This is a genomic window from Legionella nagasakiensis (assembly GCF_900639915.1).
Lineage (GTDB): Bacteria > Pseudomonadota > Gammaproteobacteria > Legionellales > Legionellaceae > Legionella_A > Legionella_A nagasakiensis.
The window spans coordinates 34326-53542 of record NZ_CAAAID010000009.1 but is presented as its reverse complement, the minus strand read 5'-3'; the positions used below and the strand labels follow the sequence as shown (position 1 = coordinate 53542).

Sequence of the window (19217 nt, the reverse complement as noted above, 5' to 3'; positions counted from 1 at the left end):
TTATATTGCTTCCAGTAAGGCACAAGCAGCAATACCACCCCCACCTGCTGCAACCAGTAATATTTTGTCACCAGGTTTTAATTCAGACTGCTGTTTAAGATGATCAAGCGCAATACCGACGCTAGCCCCTGAAGTATTGCCAGAATAGTTCACGACCTCGACCACCTTTTCTGCAGGAATGGATAATTGCTTCGCAACGGACATGACTAGATGTCGGTTTCCCTGATGAGGAATCAGCCAATCAATCGTTGCAGCAGGCATATTTAATTGACGTAAAAAGGCTTGCGCACAATCGCTCATCCCATCGACCGCCTTTACAAATAATGCCGTACTTTCCTTTATATTAATAAACAGCTCATCAGAATTGGAGCAACATGCCGCAGGCATGCGAGAACCACCAGCAGGAATCGAAACAATATCACCCACCTCGCCATCAGAAAATAAAGCCGAAGCAATAAAACGAAATTCTGCTTCTTTCTTATCATTAGTGACCACACAGGCCGCAGCTCCATCACCAAATAAAACACTGCTAGCAAAATGTTTCTTATTCAAAAATTTGGAACGAATTTCACTGGCAATTAAAAGCACACTCCCCGCTGTAGCCTGAACCAAAGCAGCGCTGGTATGTAAGCCAACCACAAATCCTGCACAGGCAGCACCAATATCAAATGCCCCAATGTGTTGCAAACCGAGACGATGTTGCACCAAAGGACTGGTAGGCGGAGAAAGATAATCCCCGGAAATCGTGGCCACAATCAGTTGGGAGATCTTATCTTTTTCTTTTGTTTTTTGCGCAAATAAAGCATTGACAGCCAAGATAGCCAGATCACTGCAGGCTTGCTCTTTTTTGACCCAATGTCGCGTGCGTATGCCCGTTGAAAAACTAATTAAGGATGGGTCATGCGTTGAATTTGTCCACGCAATGATATCCTGGTTAGACATCACTTGCTCAGGCAAGACGGCGCAAGGGCCTTTGAGGTAGATATTTTTTTCAGCAGGTAAAAAATTCATGAGGAGGTAAATCCTGCTGAACGAATAAGCGGCAGGCCGCCGCTCACCGTAAGTATTGAGCCAGTCATATAAGTGGAAGAAGAAAGCAATGGGTCCAGTGCTTCCGCAATTTGCTGCGGCTCGCCCATGCAGCCCTGCGGAATTATTTTCGCCATTTTTTCTTGATAGCCTGGTTGCGACCAAAATTTTCGAGTTCTTTCCGTCTTAAAAAGACCTGCACGCACGATATTAGCTAAAATATTATCGGCACTATAATCCACTGCCAAATTTAAAAATAATCCTTCAAGAGCCGCTTTTGCCGTACAATAAGCACCATAACCGCTTGTGCCCGCAATAGACGAAACACTGGATATAAAAATTAAACGACCAAAGTGATGTTTGAGCATCATGGGTAATAAATAATGAATAAGCCAGATATTTCCTTTTAAGTTAATTGCAATATAGTCTTCAATGGTCTCAACCGGAAGTTCATGCAATCTGCGAAAACGAGTTACCCGTGTAAACGCATTTAGAATCAGGGCATCGATTTGATTTTTAAGCGTGTCTTGCAAGACTTGTTCGCTACGCTCCGGACAACGGAAATTGTATACAAATCCCGTTACGGACAAGTTTCGTTCTTGGTAATGTTGGAGGGTTTGTTCCAGCGTCTTTTCACTGGAGCAAGTAATCATAATATGATCCCCCATAGCTATCCGACGTCTTGCAATAGCCTCCGCTATTTCAGAAGAACCACCCGTGATAAGAATATTCATTTTACCCCCAGCTCTGTAAGATAGGCTTCAATGGAATGGAGTGACTCAAACCGTGTCTTATCCAAAGGGACGACGGGGATTCTAATTTTAAATTCACGTTCCAGCTCTATAATCAATAAAGCCAGGAGCAAACTATCAAGCCCAGAATAGGCAAGTTTCGCACACCTATCCTTGGGAAGGGTTAAAAGACCGACATTAGCTAATGCTTTCTCAATGCGCTCACTAAGCATCTTTCTTATCCTTCAGGTAATTTTGTGCAATAACCGTTAATGCTGCTCTATCTAATTTGCCATTTTTATTTCTTGGCAAGCTTGCCATAACATGCAATTGCAGAGGCACGTATCGTCCAAAGCGCTGTTGGATGGTTTGGAGCAATTGCTCTTTTGAACAGGAGGCTTCCCCGCCACTCTTTTCCAAAAACACCATCAAGCGGGTACCATACAAAACATCCTCAACCGGAATGACTACGACTTCAGCAAATAAAGAGCATTGATTGATTATACGCTCAATTTCATCAAGACTGATTTTTTCCCCCCCAATGTTAACGAGATAATCACAACGACCTTTAATAGAAACCAGACCAATGGGGGTAATCTCAGCCAAATCACCGGTAGCCAACCATCCGTCCTGAATTTTTGCGGAATTGCGCTCACCAAGATACCCTAACATAACCTGCTTGCCATAAATAAATAATTCCTGCTCTTTCGATAATTTCAACCGCCAATCACCAACCGGATAACCCACATATTCGCTCAAAAATAAAGGATCCTGACTTGATAAGGTCAAGACACGGGGAGATGCTTCGGTTAAACCATAATTATTATAAATAACCGCATTGGGAAACATTTCTATTAAGCGGACACGTAAATCTCGGGACAATTTTGCTCCAGCTGAGATAACATGTGTAAGCTGACAGGCAACGCTTGGAAAATGTTCAGCCATTTTCATAATCACACTCCAATGAGAAGGCACACCGCTCCACATGCGCGGGATAAGCTTTGATACAAACATGGCATTAATCTCGGCAAAACCTTCTGTCAAATGAGTCGTTATCCCGGCCATCAAGCCAGGTAAAAGTTGGCCTAATAAACCAAATGAATAGGACAAAGGCAAAAATAACCATTGATTGTCCGTAGCAGAAAAATTTAACGAATCAATAACCGCACGACAGTTAGTTTTGATGTTCTCCTGTGACAGTTGCACGGCTTTTGACTGACCTGTACTGCCTGAAGTAAACAAAATAAGAGCTGTCTTCTCATGGCACCTGGGAATAGAATGCCTGTTCATCGAAATTATGTTTCCTTGTTCATCCACGCGCAGAGCATGCCCCAACAAATCAAATTTATCGTTTATTTCTTTTTGCGACCAATGGTTGGCAAACACAGCAACAGGTTGATTATTAAGAAATGCTGCCAGTAACTGAATCACAAAAGTGCTCTTATTCTCAGCGGTTAATGCAATGATCCCCTGGGGCAGCTTCTTAAATTTTTTTGCCATCGCATCAACATCGTGGTCAAGGTTGGCGAAACTGATTTCATGTCCCTGACAAATCAGAGCTATTCTTTCAGGAATAGGATTCGGCAAAACATTCATTACGTTTCCTGTGAAGAATCGTTATCGATTAAATACCAAGTCGCAATGATAGGGATGGATTTATTTATCAATTGCTGTCGACAAAAATTTCTGCTTATTTTCCCGCTGGTTGTTTTAGGTATCGTTTTATTGGGGACCAGTACAATCTTATGAACTTCAAGTTGATGCTCCTGATAAATCAATTCGAAGAGTGCATTAAATAAGGCGTTTTGCGCCGATTGTTCTAAATATCGATTTTTGATTTCACACATGACCGTCAACCGATACTCGTTATTAACTGCCTTGACGAAGGCCGCACAACTGCCGATTTGTTTATACAAAGAAGAATGCAGAATCGTGTATTCAATATCCTGTGGATAATGGTTTTTACCGTATAAAATAATCAAATCCTTAATACGGCCGGTTACATAAAGTTCATTATTATGAATAAAACCTAAATCCCCTGTACGTAAAAAAGACGATTTATTTTTTTTATGATGAATCGTGCCGTGAAATGCCTGCTTCGTTTCTTCCTCCTGCTGCCAATAACCATGAGCAACACTAGGACTTTTAAGCCATATTTCTCCGACCATATCAGCAGGACATTCCTGATGAGTATCAGGGTCAACGATTTTGACATCGTGCCTCATTTTTCCACAACTCACCAGCGTATAACCAACCATGTCGTCGACAAAATGAATACGATGATCCTGAAAACATTGTTTCGCAACATTCACCGTATGATAAGATTCACCCGCCATCCCTCCCGCAACAAGAAGAGTGGCTTCCGCCAGACCATAACAAGGATAAAACGTTTCCTTACGAAACCCGTATTCTTTAAATGCTTGATAAAACCGCTCCATCGTTTCAGCATGAACAGGTTCTGCACCATTAAATGCCACCTTCCAAGAGCTTAAATCCAAGTCTTGTTTTTTTTCATCTTTAATTCTTCTAACACAATAATCATAAGCAAAATTAGGGCTGCCGCTAATGGTTACACGATATTTACTGATGTTTTGCAGCCAAGAAAACGGGTTTTGTAAAAATGAAAACGGCGTCATCAAGATACCAGGAAAACCTCCATAGATGGGTGATAAGATATTTCCAATCAATCCCATATCGTGATAAGGCGGCAGCCAGCCAAATAAAATACTTTGTTTGTTCATGTCAAAAGCTTGACAAATCTTAGATAAGTTATCTAATAAATTACCATGGCTTATCATGACTCCTTTAGGGTAGGATGTTGAACCAGAAGTGTATTGTAAAAAAGCAAGATGCTTTGATGATATTTCTGGCTGCTGCCATCGATTACTGGAATGAGCGGGAATGGATTCTATCGTCAAGCATGAAAGCCGCTCAAACTGCAATGGCAACAGTAATTCTCTCCGGCTGTGACTGCTTATGATAGCCCTGTTTTTCTCCTCTAAACGACCATACTTTTTTAAATGCTCCTCAGTCATCAGCATAATTTTCGGAGCAGCATTTTCTATAATACGGCGTATTTTATCCATCAATTTTTTATTAATCGGAGGATAAACAGGGACAGCTATGACACCCGCGTATAGACAGCCAAAAAAAGCACTAATCAAATCAAGACCGGGAACAAAAATAAGCAACGCTCTATCGCCTTTTTTTATATTTTGTTCTTGTAGGGCAGCCGCGATTGCTCGAGCTTTACTATCCAGTTCTTCATAAGTCAATTGACTTGAATCTGAACCATCATTTTTATTTAGAAAAAGACAAGCCATTTGTTTAGGAGTTTTTTGGACACGATGAGAAAGAACATCCACGAATGATTGAAACTCAAGCGTCATTATTTATTTCCATGATTCATCTTCTTTAAGGTTATTTTAGACTATTTTTATGTGACCTTATTCACTTATATAAAAACCGATAGCTAAATCATAAAGTTAATATTAGTATGTAGAAAAAATACCAAGCCATTCTTTTATCATGGTAAAAAATCTAAAAACCAAGCAACAACCTAAACGCGCCCCCCCAAAAAAGACAGAGCTAAATACACTCTCCTTAATTATAATTGATGGGGTTTCCATTCTTTTCAGCTTAATGCCAAGCGTCTTTGCCTTTAATCTTACCGGCTTATTTTTGTATTACGGCTATTCAAAAACCTGGCTTGTTTTGCTACTCGCCCCCTTCGTATTATTTGCCACGTTTATTGCCATTGTAGCAGTTATCAGACTGTGTCTGCCGACTATTAGGCCTGGACGTTATAAACGAGAATTAAATAGGGCAATAATGACTTGGTATTGCCATTTTGCTCTCGCACGCGCCGCTAAAATTTGCGGCCTTATCTTTCTTCTGCAATCGTTTAACATCACTAAGTTTTTTTACTGGCGCGCTCTTGGTGCTAAAGTCTCTTTCAGGATAACTAATTCGTTTGACATCGATTTCGTGGATTGTCCCTTAATTTCAATTGGCAAAGGCGTCACTCTTGGCAGTGGAACGAACATCAGTTGCCATTCGGACATAGGGAATTACCTATATCTTGCACCCGTTGTCATCGAAGATGATGTCTTTATTGCCATGGCAAATACCATCGGCCCGGGCACAACCATTAAGTCAGGTGCCTGGATAGGTTATGGAAATGCCTTAATCAATCAAGTCATTGAAGAAAATACCAGGATGGACAATATAAGGCCAACCAAGTCATCATCCTAGATAAACCGCAATCCGAGAATGAACCTATTCATTTTTGTTTATACGAAATAACTTGTGCGGCGTAAGAAAGACCGCCACCAACACTCATCATCAACAGTTTGCCTTCTTTGTCGAATACATTATTTTCTATCGCTCTGGCGAGGGTAAAGAGGATCGATGCACCACCAATATTACCAAATCGGTCTGCATCCCATAGCAAAATACTATGTTCCAATTGATATTGCTGGATTAAATAATCAATCAAGCTACGATTAACTTGATGAGGAATAATCCAGCTAATCTCCATTCTATCTTGTTTGCTTGGCAATAGCTTATCCATCATATCCGTGTATTTTCTTACAGCCAGTTCTTTAAGCAACGCTTCATCACCTTGCAATACATAACCAAACGTATCCAGTTGACAATGGGACGGCGGCAATAGGCCGCGTGTGGTATAAGCATCTACATAAACACCCTCAGTGGAAAATAAACTTTTTTCTACCGTAAACTTGCCAGTGCTATTTTTCTTAACCCAGATAGCGGCTGCCCCATCAGCAACCCCCAGCCATGTTTTTTCATTGTCCGGGTCAATAACCTTTGATAAAGTTTCAGAACAACTCACCACAACCTGTTCATACCCTAAATTCATTAATGCATATGCCAGTTGCAATGTTGCCAACGAGGTAGAACATCCCGCTTTTAAATCGTATGCTGGAACTGATAAACCAAACTCACCAAGAACAGCACAAGCCTGGGAACCGGTATATCGTTTGTTCGTTGTTGAACCCAATAAAAAAGCCTGTAATGACGGTGGAATGCGCGAGGCAAGCATTTTTTTTACTGCCGCAATGGCCAATGACTCAGAGGTTGCGATTGCTTTATCTAAAGATTCCCATGGTTTATGCACCCAATAGCGGGTACAAAAACCAAGATCTTCACGTATTTTTTCATCCATTTTCTTATAGAAATCGGCCGATTTATTGGCAGTTCTTGGAAATTTTTGCAAAATGTCGATATTGCTAATAGGAGGACCGTCAGGCCATGCCCTTGCCGCAGAAATCACGTCAAAAGAAATATTTGGTTTTAAAATATCCATTTACAATCTTTTTATTAAGTATGTACTATGATTATAGTAGCCATTGGAGAGACCATGTCTTTACAATCATCTGACCGCATTGCCATGGGATGGATAGAAAGCTTGATTGATGAACACAGTTTTCTTCCTTTTTATCCCACCCATCAGGATTCAAATAATACTTATCAGTTTGGACCAGAAATCATTACCGGATTAGCAAAAGTCAATCAACGAGCAATTGCCGTTTATGCCCATAATACCAACTCAAAACGCGGTTATATTAGTCGTCAGGGCGCCATTAAGATTGCTCGGTTAATGGACAGGGCTTATGAATTAAAAATTCCTATCATTGCCTTTCTTGCCTCCCCCGGAATAGCGATGGAAGAAGGCCTTGCCAGTGGTAATGAATACACCCAAATCATCAGTAAAAATATTGCCTTATCAGGCGTCGTTCCTCAATTGGCTGTTATTCTTGCTCCAACGCTAGGAGCGCCAGCTTATTCCTCAGTATTGATGGACATCACCTTCTTCAATAAAAACCGAAGTTTTTTAATGGTGACCAGTCCAACGGTTGTGCAGCACGCCATTAATGAAAAAGTCACCATGGGAGAGTTAGGAGGGGCTGCGATGCATGCAAGCGTTACTGGCATTGCCGATTTTGTCGACGATACAATGACTGCGCAAATCAATCAAGTGAAAGCCATCATTGATTTTTTCCCTCTCAATACGTACGAACGCCCACCGCTGAAACCCGTTAGAGAACCATTGCAGCCCATGCCCATCATTCCTGATAATCCCCAATTACCTTTCAATATGCTAGAGTTGATGGCAGCCATTGTCGACAATTCAGACTATCTCCAATACAAACGCAGCTTTGGTCAAGCGATGATTTGTGCTTTTGCTTATATTCATGGGTATCCGGTAGGAATCGTTGCCAATCAAAGTACCCGCTTCAGTGGTGCCATTGATGCAGATGCCTCACAAAAAGCGGCTCGTTTTATCCGTCTTTGTGACGCCTATAATATTCCTATACTCACTTTGATTGATGTGCCAGGATTCATGCCCGGAAAACGAGAAGAGCAAAAAGGATTATTACGTCATGGAGCAAGATTATGTGCCGCAATGCAAACCATGGTACCGAGGATTAGCGTTGTTGTACGTAAATGTTATGGGGCTGCGGCATTTCTTATGATGCAAACAAAATCCCAGCATGGAGATTTGGTTCTTGCCCTAGAATCATCGCACATAGGCATCATGAGTGACGCTGCCTCATCAAAAGTGAGCAAAATTGATCAAGCCGCTCTCGACAATAAAGAAAATAGGACTGCCTGTGAAAATTCGCTGAATTCCGCTTATTCGATGGGCCTTATTGATGAAATTATTACACCCGTTGCAATGCGAAATCGCTTATCACAGCACTTGGAGTATTTGTTCCATAAACAAGAAAGACCTCGCTTGCAAAAAAAGCATTTTATTGATCCATAATCAATCGGCTAGATAGGAAGAAACGCATGCCTGTACTCCATGATCTCATACCACTCATTCATTCCTTTGAACATTATCTTGGCGACCCTCGCCAAAATACAACGCCCTTAAATTACCAAGAAAGCTTACGATTGGATGAACGTGAATCTTTACCTGCCCAGCAAATTGTTTTCGTTCAACAATGGGGATATATGGATTATCTTATTCCGCAAGAACTAGGCGGCAAACTGCAATCCCTCTCTTCTTTATATCAGCTGACGAAAGCCTTAGCACGCCGTGACTTGACAACGGCCATTGCTTTAGGTTTAACCTTTTTAGCCGCTTTGCCCATTTGGATAGCAGGTAACGAAAAACAACAACGAACACTAGCCAACTACATACGGAATGGTCATATAGGTTCCCTCGCCTTGACTGAAGAAGAGCACGGCACTGATTTAACCGCTAATGAAATGATTGCCACACCACAGGCTGAAGGCTGGCTTCTCTCCGGTAAAAAATGGTGTGTTAATTATGCAACTCTGGGAAAAACTGCCACCATTCTTTGTCGAACACATCCTTCAGGAGGACTTTTGGGTTTTTCCCTATTTTTCTTGGAAAAAGAAGCGGTTCAATCCAAAATGACATTCCTTGCAAAACTACCCACTCACGGTGTTAGAGGATTGGACATCAGTGGATTTTCCCTCGATGAAGTTTGGCTGCCAGAAACATCTCTTATTGGAGCAAAGAATCAAGGCTTAGATATTACGTATAAAACATTACAGGTGTCACGAACTTTATGCACCAATCTTTCGTTAGGCGCTGCGGATACGGCTTTACGACTGGCAATATCTTATAGTTTGCAACGGCAATTGTATGGTCAATCCATCTATGCGATACCAGCCGTTAGTCAACGTCTGGCGGAATGTCTGTGTTACTTGCTCATCGCAGACAGCACTGGTTCAGCCATGATCCGTGCCTGTACGATAATACCTGAAAGCATGACTCTTTGGTCCTCCATTGTAAAATTTATCATCCCTAAAATAGCAGAAGAAATCGTTGAGCAATGCGCTCTGGTCATCGGCGCCCGTGCCTATTTGCGCACCACTGAGTGGGCAATATTTCAAAAAATAAGGCGGGATAATCAAATTGTAGGGTTATTTGATGGCAGCAGTCAGGTAAATTTATTTATTATTGCTGGACACTTAGTGCCGCAAGCAAAACTGCGTGCACAAACGAAACAAACGAATCAGCAGCGGTTAAATCAAATTTTTAATTTTACTAAAGCCATTCCCGCATTTACCGGCAAAGGGTTAAATTGCTTTAATCACACGGTTGATGAGGTGATTGCAGGCATTCTAACTCTCAAATCAGCTAAAATTAATTCCTTAATTTCTTTAATTTATGATGAGATCATGCAATTCGACCAACGAATTTTATACTTGCACGAACATGCCTTGCTTGATAATCGTGGACTGGAAGCATTTCGGCTTGCTGAACAATACTGCTGGATTTTTGCTGCCAGCTGCACGTTGCTTGTTTGGTTTTATAATCAGAAACATTTATCGGAAGAATTGCAGAATGACGATTGGTTAACCCTGGCAATCCAACTTATCTTAAATAGAATTAATAAAAACTCTGTGAGAATAGAGCCTGATCTTCAATATTCAGTAGCCTCTATACTGAACCAGTTCTATGATGAGAAAAAAATGTTTTCCATGTTACCAATCCATATTACAGGTTAATTGCCATGAATTGGAAAAGAATCATCGTTGCAGCTGCAACTTGGAAAAAATATCATGCCTTTATCAACGACACCTGTCATCCAGAACACGCCAAAAATCGATTGTGGAATAAAGAAATATTGCCCTTGATTCAGCAAACCTCTTTTTGGCGACAATCGTCTCATTTTAATAAGACGCAATCATTAGATTCGTTTGCTATAACAACCTATAACGACTATGAATCATCGCTCATTGCCGCCCTGCATTCAACAAAACAGCCATTCAATAATGAAGAGATCATTTATTGGGCAGAAACATCAGCCACCAGTGGCAAACGAAAATATTTTCCCATCACAACGTCTTTTCAAAGACAGTTTCAGCGCACCATGACACCTTTCTTTCATAGTCTCATCAAGCGATTTCCTGATTTTTTAAACCATAAAATCTTGTATCTAGCCGCTTATAGTACAGAGGAAGTTTCACCAGCCGGGGTGCCTATGGGATTCATCAGTCACTTCAATTATCATCGTCTGCCACCCTTAATAAAATCATTTTATGCTTTGCCATCAGAAGTATTTGCCGATTCTGTCACCTTTCATCAATGGGCACCATTGTATGCATTGGCTCATGATTTAAGTGCTTTATTTGCGATAACCCCCATGGCTATCGAAGCCTTTTATACGCGCTGTTCTGAAAACCTTGCATTTTACCTTCCTTATTTGCTAGGGCAAAAATCGTTACCTGCTCATTTGCCCTCATTAAAAATCAGCAAAAAACGTCAAGAATACTTGCGCCATCTTAATTACAATTCTCTTTCTTATCAGACACTTTGGCCTACGCTAACCCTTTCAGGATGCTGGATAGCAGGACCTTGTCAACCATTTGCGTACCGATTGGTAGAGCAAATGGGTAATCACATTACCCTCGTTGATGGGGCCTATTCTGCGACGGAAGGCTGGATGACGGTTCCAATCGAGACAGAACATCGCGGTGGAATCTTGCATCCTGGTGCTCATATTGTGGAATTTATTGAAGAAGGCAAAGACATCAAAAAAGAACACTTGTTACAAAGTTGGGAATTAAAACAAGGCAAACAATATGAGATATTTTTAACAACAGCCATGGGGTTTGTTCGTTATCAATTGAAAGATATTGTTAAATGCACGGGCTTTTATAATCGCGCCCCTCGTCTTGAATTCTGCTATAAATCAGCACAAATTCGCTTGGATGTATGTACCATCTCAGAACAAGAACTACGCTGCATGCTCCAACAAGTGAATTTGGAAATGGAAACTCACTGGTTCTTTTGCCGTGATTCAAGAGGAGATAAACTCATTCTGGTAACCGATACGGAAACTTCTTTAAATGAAACAGTCATACAAAGTATGCATAAGATATTGCTTGCTATAAGCGAACCATATGCCTATAGTGTTCGCATGGGAGAAATTCGACCGTTAGAATGGCGTCAGCTTCCTAAAGAACGCCTGCTGAAAAACAGTCATGCTCAAAGCAAACCTAAATTAATTTCTCAAGAAATTCTAGAATGATGTATTTATACAAGCTGATAAAATATAGGGGCGTTGCTATTACAACGAAAACAACTGCTCTGACAGCCAGCTTTTCCTTGGCATGGCCGAATGACCCCCTTATTAACCCATATCGTTAGCATGGGCTGCAAAGCCTGCTCATCAAGGTGAAATGCCCGAGCCAACTGTTGTATGCTGACTACTTTTTCCCGAGTAATAAACTCACGAATTTGCAGTAACATGGTTAACTCCCCTATAAACCACACTTAGGCGCATCATAAAGACAACAAAAAAGATTAAACATATTATGCATCCAAGAGCAATCATGGTTTGCTGAGGATGTTGCATAAACGTTGCAACTTGATAAAACAACACAGCACTGGCATAAGCAATAAGAAAAGACCAGGTGATGGAAAACCACATCCACTTACGATTTGCTTCCTGACGAATAACCGCCATGGTAGACACACAGGGAATATATAGAAGAATAAAGAGCAAGTAGGCATAAGCACCGGCTTTACCATCAAATTGCTGATACATCATGCCATAAACGGATTGCGATAATTCTCCATCGGGGGCACTGGCAACAATGGGATTTAATAATGCCTCGCCAAGTTGTGCAAGATTGTGTGGAACAGACCAAAGAGCGGTTTGTATAGACCCCCAGAAGTCAAAATCACTGCCGGTAGCATGAGCAATCGCTGTCATTTGTCCGTAAAGTGTATTTAACGACCCCACCACAACTTCCTTGGCGAGCATGCCAGTCAGCAATCCAACCGTCGCCGGCCAATTCTCTTGATGAAGCCCCATGGGAGAAAATATCGGTGTTAAGTATTGTCCAAGCCATGACAAAACAGATTCGTTGCTTGCCTCGGCACTGCTTATCCCACCATGCATCGTTAACGCATTTAAGCCGCCAAGAATCACGCAAACCGGTATAATCATTTTGCCTGCACGGACAACAAAATGACGCAAACGCAGTGAAGTTTCTTTAAACATGCGACGCAAAGAAGGTTTGTGATAGGCAGGTAACTCAAGAATCAACGGGGACGTCTTTCCATGAAGCATGGTTTTACGTAAGAGAAATCCCGTCAATACCGCCATGAGAATCCCTATCAGGTAAAGGGAAAACACAACATTTTGACCACCGCTTGGAAAAAAAGCAGCCACAAAAATGGCATAGATGGCCAAACGGGCACTACAGGACATAAAAGGACTCATTAAGATTGTCAACAAACGATCACGTTCCGAATCCAGCGTACGGGCTGCCATAATGGCTGGAACGTTACATCCAAACCCAACGATCATGGGCACAAATGACTTACCAGGCAATCCCAAAATCCGCATGATCTTATCAACCACAAAGGCAGCCCTTGCCATATACCCAGATAACTCCAACAGTGAAAGAAAGAAGAACATGGCGGCGATGACAGGGATGAAGGTCAATGTCGTATTGATTCCTTTGCCAACTCCGTTTGCCAACAAAGCAATCACCCAGGCAGATGCATGAAGCTGTTGCAACAGCCATGTTGTCCCCTGCACAAACAAGGTATCAGTGGTGATATCAAAAAAATCTTGAAATGCACCGCCTACATTAATGGCAAATAAAAACATTAAATACATCACAGCAAAAAAAATGGGCAGCGCCCAAACACGATGTAAGACGATCCTATCAATCTTATCCGTTAAATGTTCACTGGCATCGGATTTTTTGCGCTGCACCTGCGAAACAATGTGATGAACCGTCTGATAACGAGCATCGGCCAGCAGCACGTCTATATCGTTTATTGAGTCTGCGGCAAAAGAATGAGATGCAAGCAATAAGGTATCGCCCTCCAAAAAACGGCGGGCTAAGTAATAAGCCATCGCTGGCTGATTGCCTTGAGATAATAATATTTTTTCAAACGCTGCCAGCGCCTTAGAAACAGCGGAGGGCAGTGATAACGCCAAAGGGCGTACCGGATTTGGTGTTGCCGATATGGCATGCTTTAACGCCTCAACCCCTAATTGACGATGCGCTTGTAATTCAATCACAGGACAGCCAAGTCGCTGCGACAACGCCTTGGAATCAATGGTAATCCCGCGTTGATATGCGATATCCATCATATTAAGTGCAATGATGATGGGTTTGCCTAACTCTAATAATTGACTGGTTAAATATAAGTGTCTTTCTAGATGACACGCATCAATGACATTAATGATGATGTCCATGTCAGCCGCAGCAACGTTTCGAGCGGTAATTTGTTCATCCTGACTTGAACCAGTTACGGAAGACACGAGTGAATAAATTCCTGGCAAATCGGTTACAAGCACTTTCTCCGAATCAACGTCAAACTGCCCCGTTTTTTTCTCAACCGTAACCCCCGGCCAATTGCCAATGCGTTGATTATTTCCGGTTAAGGCATTAAATAAAGTTGTTTTTCCACAATTAGGATTACCAATCAACATCACATGAGTCATAAACGCTCCCAAATTAAATGGCAGGCTTCTTCTTTGCGTAAGGTTAGTGATGTGCCACGCACTTCAACTTGCAAAGGGCAACCTAAAGGAGCAATTCTTATTATTTTGAGCACAACACCACGCGTTATCCCTAACGATAAGAGGCGACGACGATAGAGGGCATCCGTTTGGCCAAAATCCACCAGACGTATTTGATCGCCTTGAACCAGTTCGGAGATTTTTATCATGCTTGTGAACATAATAGAAGAAAAAGAAGCAGTATAACACAAACGCTATCGAGAATCATTTTCATTTAAAGAAAATTTGTACAAATAACCTGAAATACCATCCATGCAAAAATACGTGTTCAGCAACCTGAACACGTATAAAACTTATCTTGAATAAGTCATCCATTAACCCTATCCCCTAAGACTGGTGGATCCACATTTAAAGGTTCGATCTTTCCTTTTGTATAAATGGGGCCATGAAATCCGGGCTCATACGGTTGCGCCTGTTCATTAGGGAATACGAGCAACTGAATACTCACCCCTTTGACGGGGAAATTATCATACAACGTATTTCCGATCCGCTCAGCAATCACTTCCCAATAAACATCAGCAGGAAGCTCTGCCGTAGGCTCAAGATAATCAAGCACTGCTGCCCGTATGGGAATATAATCTGGATATTGCGAAAACTCTAATCCATCCTTCAACGCATAACGAACATAGACATTCAATGTTTGTCCGTTTTGGCGCTGGGTATGGTATTGCTGAATTTGAAACTGAAAATAATTATGACTCGTAATAGTCGCACTATTTACACGTTCAACAAAAGATAAACTTGTCAGCACCCAGAACGTGCTGATTAAAAACACTCTTAATAAATATAACATTTTAAACCTCAACGATTTTTTTATGAATTCGTTCTTCTGTTTTCTGCCAAGAGAAGATCCGCCTTTTAATTCAATAGGCAACCATTCATGGCCTTGGAGGTTTAAATATATTTTTTAAGGGTGCCAGAGGAAGAATTCCAAGAGATAAAAGAACGACGATTGCCAAACGATTGGGATAGAAATCCTCACCATTTGGAGAAGGAATAAAACAGGGCAATGCATTCATCGTTTGGCAGTTTTTTAAAGTAACGTTTAAATTGGACTTGCATTGCGTAAACACCATTGAAGTATAAGCACGCTCAGATTTTTCTAGGTTACTTAATGATTTTTGCATCCATGGCATAAATGTCATCATACATTGACATACGATCAAGGAAAAGATGAGCCACTTATAAAGCGCCATTTTACGCGAACACCTTACCGTCATCTGTTTATCTTAGTCCAAACGATTAAGTTAAAATATTATCATAAAAATAAAAACAAATACAATGTGATTGTTTTTAAATCTAAAATGTTGCGACTTCCCGGCGAGCATGACGACTAAGATAATCCGAAGACTGCATTTCTTCTAACCGACTTAAAGTACGTTGAAAATCGTGACGCACAGCACCCTCTGTGTATAACTGTTCGGCTGGCACTGCTGCCGAAAAGATAACACGCACCCCCTTATCATACATCACATCGATAAAATGTATGAGTAAAATGGCTCTCACAGTGTCGTCACGGGCCAGCTTTGGAATTTCACTGATAAACACTACGTCAAAACGTTCGGCTATCTCCAGGTAATCCAGTTGACTTCGTGGTGAATTACAAATGACATTAAAGACAAACCAGACCGCATGTTCACTACATTTTACAAAAGGAATGAATCGATTTTGTATGGTTAGTTTTCCTTCAGAAACAATCTTGGTGGATGTGGCATCGAATTGCCGGTGTAATTTCTGGTTGGTTAAGTCATTTAATGGAAAAAGATAAGTTTCTGGCAAAAGAGCACGCCCTAGACGGTAGTCTCTATTCTCTGGCAGAGCCAACACCTGGCAATGGCTTTTGATGAGTTCAATAGCAGGTAAGAAACGAACTCGCTGCAAACCATTCAAATAAAGATTATCTGGCTCCGTATTTGAAGTGGCAACTAAGATCACGCCATGATTAAAAAGTGCCTGCAATAATTCAGCTAAAATCATTGCATCGGCAATATCATGCACAAAAAATTCATCTAGGCACAACAAGCGAGTAGATTTAGCAAGATTGGCCGCAATGTTTCGTAATGGATCTTGATGTCCCTGCAAACGCCGTAATTGCGCATCAACTTGTTGCATAAAATGATGAAAATGAAAACGGGACTTCTGCTGAATCCCAACACCCTGATAAAATAAATCCATTAAATAGGTTTTTCCACCCCCTACAGGCCCATAAAGATAAATCCCTTGCCATGTTTTTTTTTTTCCATAACGAAACCAAGAGCGCTTTGCAGCATGCAATTCATCAACGAGTCGCTGAAAGTGCTCAAGCATCTGACGCTGAACAGGATCGTCGGTAATCGCACCGCACGCCAGTGCCGAATTATATTGTTCAATTAAAGTCATAAAGACGGAACCTGCCTGCGGACCAACACCAGCAATTCTGATTTAAGCTCAAGTAAACGGCCATGAAAAAAATGTCCTGTCTCAGGAAAGCGAAGTACTGAAATGGCAGGCTGCACTCCCGAAGCAAAATCCAAGACTAATTGCAATGGCACAATGTCATCGTCATCTCCTTGAACCAAAATCCAAGGAGACGGAACAGAATCATATTCCATGTAATCGTAATGATGCACGGGTGGCGCTACTGTTATCAATAACGCATGTTCATGTTGTGCTGCTGTTCGATAAGCCACGTAAGAACCAAAAGAAAAGCCAGCAAAAATGAAATTAACTGGCGAGACTTGCTCTTTATATTGTTGGACAATAGACAACATGTCATCACTTTCTCCAATGCCGTGATCGTAGAGACCAGCCGATTGACCAACGCCACGAAAATTAAATCGGATGCTTGGGACAGCAAGCTCTTTAAATAACCGTGCTAACGTAGTAACGACTTTATTATTCATCGAACCGCCCTGCAAGGAATGTGGATGCCCAAGGACAGCAATGTAATCCGTCCTCATCTTTTCTGGCACCGTGAACATTCCTTCCAACGGACCCGCTTGTCCTTCCGTTACAAAAGGATGCTCACCGGGAATATTTAAATAATCGATTGGCAGCATAGAAAACCCTGTATTAGCGATGTTTTGTACCTAAATCCCTTGGAATACGTTGCATGCAGCTATTTTATTAGCAATTGCTAAATTATAACGCATCTTGCATTTTAATTCCTGTTCGCTATGATAGTACAAGCATCGACTTTTGCTGAGCGATGACTTTTTTATTTTTATTTTTCGGAGGACTTGATCCATGCGACAGGTACCTATATCTCATGTAATTACCGCTATTTCTCCCCTCCTGTCCTGGAGGGAATCATGAAAGTTCATGATTTTAAAAGAAAAAAAGAGCGGCATGAAAAAATCGTCATGCTGACTTGCTATGATTATCCCTCGGCTTGTATCGTAGCGGAATCCAACATTGATTGCGTGCTGGTAGGCGATTCTGTTGCTATGGTAGTCCATGGTCATGACAGCACCATTATGGCTACTATGGACATGATGTTATTGCATACTGCGGCCGTGTCTCGTGGCCTTCATCAACAGTTTTTAATCAGTGATCTCCCCTTCTTTGGTCATCGAATTTCACTGTCCGATACCATGGACAACGTAAAAAAACTCATGCAAGCAGGGGCACATGCCATCAAAATTGAAGGCGCCGATCCAGACGTTTGCCAAACCGTATCACAGATAGTCACTGCCGGTGTTCCAGTGATGGGCCATATTGGTCTTACCCCACAATCCATTCATCAACTTGGCGGCTATGTTGTTCAGGGTAAGGCCGAAGAACAAGCCATGGATTTATTACAGCAAGCCAAAAGACTGGAAACGGCAGGCTGCTTTGCAGTGGTTATCGAATGTGTACCAGGACATGCAGCAAAACACATTACCCAATCGCTTGGCATTCCTACTATTGGCATTGGTGCTGGTGTGGAAACCGATGGTCAGGTACTCGTATGGCATGATTTACTGGGTTTGCAAACAGAACTTAAACCGCGTTTTGTTCACCAGTTTGCCAAAGGTAAAGAAGTTCTCCTCAATGGCATCAATGCTTACGCCAAGCATATTACGCAAAAAGAATTTCCCATGCCTGAACACACCTTTTGAGGAAGTCATCATGAATCTTTTTCATCAATTGGATGAGTGGCAAGCCTTTCGCCATGAACTGCCAAGCCATTGCTCATTGGGGTTTGTGCCCACCATGGGCAATTTACATGCCGGACATGCCTCGCTTTTTGCTATCAGTCAACAAGAAAACGATTATACCGTCGCCAGCATTTTTGTTAATCCAACCCAATTTAATCAAGCCGATGATTACAACCATTATCCCCGCACTTTAAAAGCGGATTTGGATTTATTAGCCGACCTGGGCGTTGACTACTGCCTTCTTCCCGAAGAACAGGCCATATATGCCGATGGTTATCGTTACCAAATCCAAGAAAATCAACACACACAACTTATGGAAGGACGACAAAGACCCGGTCATTTTACAGGAGTACTAACCGTCATCATGAAACTGCTTAATCTTATTAAGCCACATCGCGCTTATTTTGGCGAGAAAGACTATCAACAGTTTCAGCTCATTCGCGACATGGTTTCTGCATTTTTTATGGATATTGAAATCAAACCTTGCCCAATCATTCGTGAAACCAGCGGCCTTGCCTTTAGTTCACGCAATAACCGCTTAAATTCTGAGCAACGCAAACTGGCCGACCAATTTGCACATGTTTTTCATCAACCGCTTCCTCAAGAAGAGATAATTAAAGCTCTCAATCAACTAGGCATTGAAATAGAATACATTGAAGACCATCAAAACAGACGTTTTGCCGCCGTCAATATTGGCGGCATTCGATTGATTGACAATTATCCTATAATAGCTCAAGGGGGTACGTCAAAATCTTGGTGAACGGTTGGATTTTCGCGCAAGA

19 protein-coding genes are annotated in these 19217 nt (G+C 41.6%); 6 read left to right on the top strand and 13 right to left on the bottom strand.

All coding sequences use genetic code 11. The features are described from left to right. Genes E1O52_RS08655 through E1O52_RS08635 form a run of 5 tightly spaced genes read right to left on the bottom strand, consistent with a single transcriptional unit; the run spans position 1 to position 5149 of the window. Complete coding sequence (locus tag E1O52_RS08655) at positions 1–1011, bottom strand: 3-oxoacyl-ACP synthase III family protein (RefSeq protein ID WP_133128318.1); 1011 nt, start codon at positions 1009–1011, stop codon at positions 1–3. Further along, positions 1008–1763, bottom strand: coding sequence for an SDR family NAD(P)-dependent oxidoreductase (locus tag E1O52_RS08650; protein ID WP_133128317.1), 756 nt, complete (start codon positions 1761–1763; stop codon positions 1008–1010). Before E1O52_RS08650 ends, E1O52_RS08655 begins: the two co-directional genes overlap by 4 nt. Then, entirely contained in the window at positions 1760–1993 is a 234-nt protein-coding gene (locus E1O52_RS08645; RefSeq protein ID WP_133128316.1) for a phosphopantetheine-binding protein, read from the bottom strand. The genes E1O52_RS08650 and E1O52_RS08645 overlap by 4 nt, the downstream gene beginning before the upstream one ends. Beyond that, complete coding sequence (locus E1O52_RS08640; RefSeq protein ID WP_133128315.1) at positions 1986–3356, bottom strand: class I adenylate-forming enzyme family protein; 1371 nt, start codon at positions 3354–3356, stop codon at positions 1986–1988. Before E1O52_RS08640 ends, E1O52_RS08645 begins: the two co-directional genes overlap by 8 nt. Continuing rightward, a complete protein-coding gene (locus tag E1O52_RS08635) occupies positions 3356–5149 on the bottom strand; it encodes a fatty acyl-AMP ligase (protein ID WP_133128314.1) in 1794 nt (597 codons plus the stop codon). Before E1O52_RS08635 ends, E1O52_RS08640 begins: the two co-directional genes overlap by 1 nt. Positions 5150–5288: 139 nt before the next feature. Here E1O52_RS08635 and E1O52_RS08630 point away from each other — a divergent pair, with 139 nt between their 5' ends. After that, positions 5289–6014 carry a hypothetical protein gene (locus E1O52_RS08630; RefSeq protein WP_133128313.1) on the top strand — a complete coding sequence of 242 codons (726 nt, stop codon included), beginning with the start codon at positions 5289–5291 and terminating at the stop codon, positions 6012–6014. Positions 6015–6042: 28 nt separating this feature from the next. On the opposite strand, the gene E1O52_RS08625 is transcribed toward E1O52_RS08630, so the two are convergent. Next, positions 6043–7089: a 3-oxoacyl-[acyl-carrier-protein] synthase III C-terminal domain-containing protein gene (locus tag E1O52_RS08625; protein ID WP_133128312.1), complete on the bottom strand. Its 1047-nt coding sequence runs from the start codon at positions 7087–7089 to the stop codon at positions 6043–6045. Positions 7090–7143: 54 nt separating this feature from the next. On the opposite strand from E1O52_RS08625, the gene E1O52_RS08620 reads away from it, so the two are divergent. From E1O52_RS08620 to E1O52_RS08610, 3 genes are read left to right on the top strand one after another with little or no spacing between them, the layout of a single operon-like run. Then, the gene (locus tag E1O52_RS08620) at positions 7144–8553 is read left to right on the top strand and encodes an acyl-CoA carboxylase subunit beta (RefSeq protein WP_133128311.1); all 1410 of its coding nucleotides are present in this window, start codon (positions 7144–7146) and stop codon (positions 8551–8553) included. A 26-nt stretch (positions 8554–8579) separates the two neighbouring features. Further along, positions 8580–10274, top strand: a complete 1695-nt coding sequence (locus tag E1O52_RS08615) for an acyl-CoA dehydrogenase family protein (protein ID WP_133128310.1) — start codon at positions 8580–8582, stop codon at positions 10272–10274. Between the two features lie 5 nt (positions 10275–10279). Beyond that, positions 10280–11800, top strand: a complete 1521-nt coding sequence (locus E1O52_RS08610) for a GH3 family acyl-acid amido synthetase (protein ID WP_133128309.1) — start codon at positions 10280–10282, stop codon at positions 11798–11800. Between the two features lie 5 nt (positions 11801–11805). On the opposite strand, the gene E1O52_RS08605 is transcribed toward E1O52_RS08610, so the two are convergent. From E1O52_RS08605 to E1O52_RS08575, 7 genes are all read right to left on the bottom strand, one after another. Beyond that, positions 11806–12021, bottom strand: a complete 216-nt coding sequence (locus E1O52_RS08605; protein ID WP_133128308.1) for a FeoC-like transcriptional regulator — start codon at positions 12019–12021, stop codon at positions 11806–11808. After that, positions 12002–14239: a Fe(2+) transporter permease subunit FeoB gene (gene feoB / locus E1O52_RS08600; protein WP_133128307.1), complete on the bottom strand. Its 2238-nt coding sequence runs from the start codon at positions 14237–14239 to the stop codon at positions 12002–12004. The genes E1O52_RS08605 and feoB overlap by 20 nt, the downstream gene beginning before the upstream one ends. Then, on the bottom strand, positions 14236–14463 hold the full coding sequence (locus tag E1O52_RS08595; protein WP_133128370.1) for a FeoA domain-containing protein: 228 nt from the start codon (positions 14461–14463) through the stop codon (positions 14236–14238). Before E1O52_RS08595 ends, feoB begins: the two co-directional genes overlap by 4 nt. A 161-nt stretch (positions 14464–14624) precedes the next feature. Next, positions 14625–15110, bottom strand: coding sequence for a hypothetical protein (locus tag E1O52_RS08590; protein ID WP_133128306.1), 486 nt, complete (start codon positions 15108–15110; stop codon positions 14625–14627). An 85-nt stretch (positions 15111–15195) separates the two neighbouring features. Further along, positions 15196–15453, bottom strand: coding sequence for a hypothetical protein (locus E1O52_RS08585; RefSeq protein WP_133128305.1), 258 nt, complete (start codon positions 15451–15453; stop codon positions 15196–15198). A gap of 163 nt (positions 15454–15616) precedes the next feature. Beyond that, the gene (gene zapE, locus E1O52_RS08580) at positions 15617–16696 is read right to left on the bottom strand and encodes a cell division protein ZapE (protein ID WP_133128304.1); all 1080 of its coding nucleotides are present in this window, start codon (positions 16694–16696) and stop codon (positions 15617–15619) included. Continuing rightward, positions 16693–17355, bottom strand: a complete 663-nt coding sequence (locus E1O52_RS08575; RefSeq protein WP_133128303.1) for an alpha/beta hydrolase — start codon at positions 17353–17355, stop codon at positions 16693–16695. The genes zapE and E1O52_RS08575 overlap by 4 nt, the downstream gene beginning before the upstream one ends. A gap of 252 nt (positions 17356–17607) precedes the next feature. On the opposite strand from E1O52_RS08575, the gene panB reads away from it, so the two are divergent. Further along, the gene (gene panB, locus E1O52_RS08570) at positions 17608–18396 is read left to right on the top strand and encodes a 3-methyl-2-oxobutanoate hydroxymethyltransferase (protein ID WP_133128302.1); all 789 of its coding nucleotides are present in this window, start codon (positions 17608–17610) and stop codon (positions 18394–18396) included. Positions 18397–18406: 10 nt separating this feature from the next. Further along, entirely contained in the window at positions 18407–19195 is a 789-nt protein-coding gene (panC, locus tag E1O52_RS08565) for a pantoate--beta-alanine ligase (RefSeq protein WP_133128301.1), read from the top strand. The last annotated feature ends 22 nt before the right edge of the window (positions 19196–19217 follow it).

Coding starts and splice junctions, on each gene's coding strand:
- E1O52_RS08590 (WP_133128306.1), bottom strand. CDS start 15,110: ATGTTATATTTATTAAGAGTGTTTTTAATCAGCACGTTCTGGGTGCTG.
- zapE (WP_133128304.1), bottom strand. CDS start 16,696: ATGACTTTAATTGAACAATATAATTCGGCACTGGCGTGCGGTGCGATT.
- E1O52_RS08655 (WP_133128318.1), bottom strand. CDS start 1,011: ATGAATTTTTTACCTGCTGAAAAAAATATCTACCTCAAAGGCCCTTGC.
- E1O52_RS08585 (WP_133128305.1), bottom strand. CDS start 15,453: ATGCCATGGATGCAAAAATCATTAAGTAACCTAGAAAAATCTGAGCGT.
- E1O52_RS08615 (WP_133128310.1), top strand. CDS start 8,580: ATGCCTGTACTCCATGATCTCATACCACTCATTCATTCCTTTGAACAT.
- panB (WP_133128302.1), top strand. CDS start 17,608: ATGAAAGTTCATGATTTTAAAAGAAAAAAAGAGCGGCATGAAAAAATC.
- E1O52_RS08640 (WP_133128315.1), bottom strand. CDS start 3,356: ATGAATGTTTTGCCGAATCCTATTCCTGAAAGAATAGCTCTGATTTGT.
- E1O52_RS08620 (WP_133128311.1), top strand. CDS start 7,144: ATGTCTTTACAATCATCTGACCGCATTGCCATGGGATGGATAGAAAGC.
- E1O52_RS08630 (WP_133128313.1), top strand. CDS start 5,289: ATGGTAAAAAATCTAAAAACCAAGCAACAACCTAAACGCGCCCCCCCA.
- E1O52_RS08575 (WP_133128303.1), bottom strand. CDS start 17,355: ATGCTGCCAATCGATTATTTAAATATTCCCGGTGAGCATCCTTTTGTA.
- E1O52_RS08635 (WP_133128314.1), bottom strand. CDS start 5,149: ATGACGCTTGAGTTTCAATCATTCGTGGATGTTCTTTCTCATCGTGTC.
- E1O52_RS08605 (WP_133128308.1), bottom strand. CDS start 12,021: ATGTTACTGCAAATTCGTGAGTTTATTACTCGGGAAAAAGTAGTCAGC.
- E1O52_RS08610 (WP_133128309.1), top strand. CDS start 10,280: ATGAATTGGAAAAGAATCATCGTTGCAGCTGCAACTTGGAAAAAATAT.
- feoB (WP_133128307.1), bottom strand. CDS start 14,239: ATGACTCATGTGATGTTGATTGGTAATCCTAATTGTGGAAAAACAACT.
- E1O52_RS08650 (WP_133128317.1), bottom strand. CDS start 1,763: ATGAATATTCTTATCACGGGTGGTTCTTCTGAAATAGCGGAGGCTATT.
- E1O52_RS08625 (WP_133128312.1), bottom strand. CDS start 7,089: ATGGATATTTTAAAACCAAATATTTCTTTTGACGTGATTTCTGCGGCA.
- panC (WP_133128301.1), top strand. CDS start 18,407: ATGAATCTTTTTCATCAATTGGATGAGTGGCAAGCCTTTCGCCATGAA.
- E1O52_RS08645 (WP_133128316.1), bottom strand. CDS start 1,993: ATGCTTAGTGAGCGCATTGAGAAAGCATTAGCTAATGTCGGTCTTTTA.